Origin of the sequence: Streptomyces sp. NPDC007162, assembly GCF_040634175.1 — a bacterium.
Classification (GTDB): Bacteria; Actinomycetota; Actinomycetes; order Streptomycetales; family Streptomycetaceae; genus Streptomyces.
Genome location: NZ_JBEYFC010000661.1, coordinates 1 through 4222, shown reverse-complemented (window position 1 = coordinate 4222; position 4222 = coordinate 1). Strand labels below are relative to the sequence as shown.

Genomic DNA, 4222 nt, shown 5'->3' with positions numbered 1-4222 from the left:
TCCGGCGGGCGCGGACACCCGGCGGGTGGCACGGCGACGGGCGCGCGGAGCGGGAACGGCCTCCTCGACGGCGGCCGCGGCGGCGGCGGCTGCCTCGGGGGCTGCCTCGGCCGCGGGGGGCTCGGCGGGCTCGGCCACGGCGGCCGGGGCTCCGGCGGGCGCGGAGGCGCGGCGCGTGGCGCGTCGGCGCGCACGGGGCGGGGCGGTCTCCTCGTCGCTCTCCGCGGCGGCCTCGGCCGGGCTCGCGTCGGGCTCGGCGACAGCGGGAGCGGCAGCCGTGGCAGCGGCGGGGACGACCGTCTCGGCGGTCTCCGGGGCCCCGGTGGGCGCGGACACCCGGCGGGTCGCACGACGGCGCGTGCGCGGGGCAGGAGCGGCCTCGGCCGCGTCGCCGGCCGCTACGGCCTCGGAAGGCTCGGCCGCGGCGGCCTGTGCCACCTCGGTGGGCTCGGCGGCCGGTATGGCCGGAGCGGTGGTCCCGGCCTGGTCCTCGGTCACGGCCTCGGCCGCGACGGGCGGTCCCGCGGGGCGGGACGCGGCACGGCGACGCCTGCGCGGCGGCAGGGTGTCGCTGGGGGTGTTCGGTTCGGAGCCCGTAGGGGTCTCTGCGGGTTCGGTCGGTTCGAGCATGCGGGCGTTTCTCCCGTCAGGCTCCCGGGCGCCGCGCCTGGTCCGGAGTCGATCGTCGAGCGACTACCGGTGACGTCCGCGGCTCGCGCGTTGCGCGGTGCCGCCGTGTGGGGCGCGGGCGCCGCACAGGAGCTCTCTGTGTCCTGTCTCGCCGGTTCCGTACGCCTTGTCGCGGACGGCCTGGCGAAAGTCTTCTGGTCGGTGCGCTGCCCGACCCAGGTGGCTCCCGAGTACGAGGGCTGCGCTACGACGTCCGTCCTTCGCGGGACCTTCCTTACGCCGACGCCGTCGCGGCGGCAGCGGGTTCGGCCTTCGAGAGGGCCTCCACTGCCTCGCGGTCGGGCGCGAGCGGGTCGGTCACCGTGCCGGTCTCTTCATCGAGCAGCCCCTGCGCCAGCCTGGTCACCGCTGCGGGGACCGGCGGCGCCAGGTCGGCCACGGCGCGGAGACCGGACAGGACGTCGTCGGGTCGTACGGCAGGCGTCACGTGCCGAACAACCAGCCGCAGTATCGCACAGGGCTGGTCGGTCGGCCTATCAGCCGTTTCACTCTGTGTTTCAAGTTGCACGACGGCGGGGCGGGCGTCGAAGGTGCGGACGCCGTTCTTGGTCATGCGCTGGACCTCGACGGCCTCGGCGGTGTTGAACGCGGCGACGGCCTGTTCGGCCAGGGCCGGGTCCACGCCGGGCAGCCGGAGCTCCCACACGGATGCGGTGAGCCGGTCGGCCAGTCCTGACGTGCGTGCCTCGACCGCGTCGACGATGTCGAGCCCGGTGGGCAGGGACTCGTCGAGGAGGGCGCGCAACCGCTCCGGGTCGCGGGGTGCGGTGAGCGCGATCTCCAGGTACTCCGCCTCGCTGCCCGTGCCGGTGGGTGCGGCATTGGCGTACGACACCTTGGGGTGCGGTGTGAACCCCGCCGAGTAGGCCATCGGCACCTCGGCGCGGCGCAACGCACGCTCGAAGGCGCGCTGGAAGTCACGGTGGCTGGTGAACCGGAGGCGGCCGCGCTTGGTGTAGCGCAGTCGGATGCGCTGCACCGCGGGTGCGGGCGGCGGGCCTTCGGGCTGTCGCTTGCCCAGTGTCGTCAGTCCTTCGTGGTTCTCGTGAGGTTCTCGCGGAAGCGGCCGTACCGCTGTGGGCCGTACCGCTGTGTACTGCTATCCACCAAGAGTACGTGTGTCGCGGCCCGTGGGTTCCCGACGGTCCGCGGCCGTCGGCCGGACCGGGCTGCCGAAGAGGGCGCGGCGCAGGTCGGCGCGGGCCCGGCGGACGGCTCGGCCCACGGCGTGTGCGGCCTGGGCCGCGGGGCGGAGCACGAGGTCGCGCACCACGTGTCCGACCGGGGTGAGGACGGTCCGGTACGCCCGGCGGGCGGGCTCCACGAGGATCCACCGGAAGGAGGGTGCCGAGCACCCGTCCGGCGGCCCGTACGAGGCGCCCCAGGGCTCGTACGCCGTGCCCGGCGGCCCGCCAGGCGTGGCCGAGGGCTTCGCCGATCTCCCTGAGGACGACGCGGAGGCCCCGGGCCAGGGGGGCGAGGCCGGCGCCACGGGGCGAGGGCGGGCAGGACGAGGAGCACGCGCGCGATCCGGTACAGAACGCCGGCGGTTTCGCCGGCCAGCCAGGCGACGGCCCGCGCGACGGGGGTGAGGAGCCGCACGAGGGCGTACCCGATCGGGGTGGGCACGCGCGCGTGGAGCCACAGCAGGGCGTGGCCGAGGGGCGTGAGCAGGTGGCGGTACAGCCAGACCAGCGGGACGACGAGGAAGCCGTTCAGGAGCCGCCCGACGGCGCGGCCCAGGGGGGCAAGAACATGTCGCCCGACGAGGCACCCTTCGGGGTGCGCGCTCGGTGGCTGCCGTTGTGGCTGATTCTGCACGCCCAGGCCCGTGCGGTCGCTCCCCGAGCCCGTCCGGATGCGGTCCCGCGCACCCCCTTGATCACCATATGGCGGCGACACGGTAACAGTTGACCCGCTCACGCCAATATGGATGGATCCGGCCAGGTCGGCTTGATTTGCTGAGGGCCAATCAAGCCTTGATCCCCGGGGGGACGAGTAATGAACTGGTACGTGGACGTACTCAAGAAGTACGCGGTGTTCAGCGGCCGCGCGCGCCGGCAGGAATACTGGATGTTCTTCCTGTTCAACCTGATCATCAGCATCGTGCTGGCGGTCGTCGGACGGGCCATCGGGTTCGCCGCCCTGAGCTCGATCTACGCGCTCGCGGTCCTGCTGCCCGGCCTGGGCGTCGCGGTCCGCCGGCTGCACGACACCGGCCGGTCCGGCTGGGCGATCCTGATCGGCATCATTCCGCTGGTCGGCTGGATCATCCTGATCGTCTGGCTCGCCTCCGAGGGCAAGCCCGAGGAGAACCAGTACGGCCCCAACCCGAAGTACGCGGCCGCCGCCTGATCACGCGTCACCCGAGGGCCCGTCGGATCCGTCCGGCGGGCCTTCGCCCGTCCGGCGCCTAACCGGCTGCCGAAGAGCTGCGCCGGTTGCGTTCGGCCTGGAGGTGCAGGACCAGGAAGAGCACGCGCAGCAGGTCGTCGGGAAGGGCGGTCCAGCCGTCGGGCAGCGCGATGCGGCGGGGACGGCCGCCCAGGAAGTCGTACGACAGGCAGAGCGGCCCCACCGCGCGCGCCCGCCCGCCGAACCTGGGGTGGTCGACCGGGTACGGCCCGATGCGCAGCGGGACCCCCGACCAGGCGGCGCAGTCCACGTCCCAGGTGCCGAACGTCCTCGGGACGCTGCCCAGCCGTCCGTAGCCGATCTCCGTGTCGCCGATCCGCCGCAGCCGGCTGCCCAGCATGTCGTACTCCAGCGGATGCGGGCCGAGCGCCTGGGGCCGGCCGCCCCACCGTCCGTAGGTGAGCGGGACGTCCCCGATGGCGCGCAGCCGGCCGCCCAGCCTGTCGTAGCCCAGTTCCAGTTCCATGACCGCCGGCTCCTCCGCCGCTCGCCCGACTTCGGTTCCCCGATTGTGCGGCCGGGCCGGTCCGGCTTGCGTGGCGGTCGTGTCACGGTTTCGCACACGTCGCGGACGGTTGCGGTCCCCGGCCGCGGCTCCCGGGCTCACCCGCCCCGGGTGAGGCGTACGGGCCCGGGACGGGCGCACCCTCGACACGGCAGGTGTCCGGCATCGGGGAGCCGTGTCGGAGGGACGACCATGAACCCGCAGACCCGTCTGGCGTCGCGCTCCGACCGTCTCACGGCCTTCTCCTGGGCCCGGGTCGCGCTGCTCGCCCTGCTGGGCAGTCTGCTCGTCCTGCTCGTCAGCGCCGGGCTGCGGAGCCTGCTGTGGGTCCTGGTCGCCATCGCCGCGGTGGCGCTGGCCGCCGGGGGCCTGTGGTGGACCCTCGCCCACCCCGGGCCGCTCCGCGCCGCCGGGGCGCTGGTGGCGGCGGCCGCCCCGGTGACCGCCCTGGCCCTGTTCGCCACCCACGGCATGCTGGTGCCCGCCTGCCTGGCCCTCGGCCTGTGGCTGCTGGCGCTGACGGCCGCGCGGATCGCGACCGCCCCCGCGGACCGGGCGGGCGGGCGCGGCTGAAGGTGTCGGCGCTGGCCCAGAACGGGGCCCGGATCGACC

Annotated in this window: 4 protein-coding genes and 2 pseudogenes; 2 read left to right on the top strand and 4 right to left on the bottom strand. The window is 74.8% G+C overall.

Annotated elements, in window-relative coordinates; translation table 11 throughout:
* The 3 genes and pseudogenes from ABZ646_RS41545 to ABZ646_RS41535 form a co-directional block, all read right to left on the bottom strand.
* A pseudogene (locus tag ABZ646_RS41545) lies at positions 1 to 630 on the bottom strand (ribonuclease E/G); the annotation flags it as partial.
* Positions 631 to 904: 274 nt separating this feature from the next.
* Complete coding sequence (locus ABZ646_RS41540) at positions 905 to 1669, bottom strand: TIGR03936 family radical SAM-associated protein (RefSeq protein WP_360531449.1); 765 nt, start codon at positions 1667 to 1669, stop codon at positions 905 to 907.
* Between the two features lie 120 nt (positions 1670 to 1789).
* A pseudogene (locus ABZ646_RS41535) lies at positions 1790 to 2457 on the bottom strand (hypothetical protein); the annotation flags it as partial.
* 234 nt (positions 2458 to 2691) lie between these two features.
* Between ABZ646_RS41535 and ABZ646_RS41530 the strand changes: the two are divergent.
* Positions 2692 to 3045 carry a DUF805 domain-containing protein gene (locus ABZ646_RS41530; RefSeq protein WP_358972821.1) on the top strand — a complete coding sequence of 118 codons (354 nt, stop codon included), beginning with the start codon at positions 2692 to 2694 and terminating at the stop codon, positions 3043 to 3045.
* A gap of 58 nt (positions 3046 to 3103) precedes the next feature.
* Here ABZ646_RS41530 and ABZ646_RS41525 read toward each other — a convergent pair whose 3' ends face one another.
* A complete protein-coding gene (locus tag ABZ646_RS41525; RefSeq protein WP_360531446.1) occupies positions 3104 to 3571 on the bottom strand; it encodes a hypothetical protein in 468 nt (155 codons plus the stop codon).
* 231 nt (positions 3572 to 3802) lie between these two features.
* Between ABZ646_RS41525 and ABZ646_RS41520 the strand changes: the two genes are divergently transcribed.
* Positions 3803 to 4183 carry a hypothetical protein gene (locus ABZ646_RS41520; protein ID WP_360531443.1) on the top strand — a complete coding sequence of 127 codons (381 nt, stop codon included), beginning with the start codon at positions 3803 to 3805 and terminating at the stop codon, positions 4181 to 4183.
* Positions 4184 to 4222: the final 39 nt, after the last annotated feature.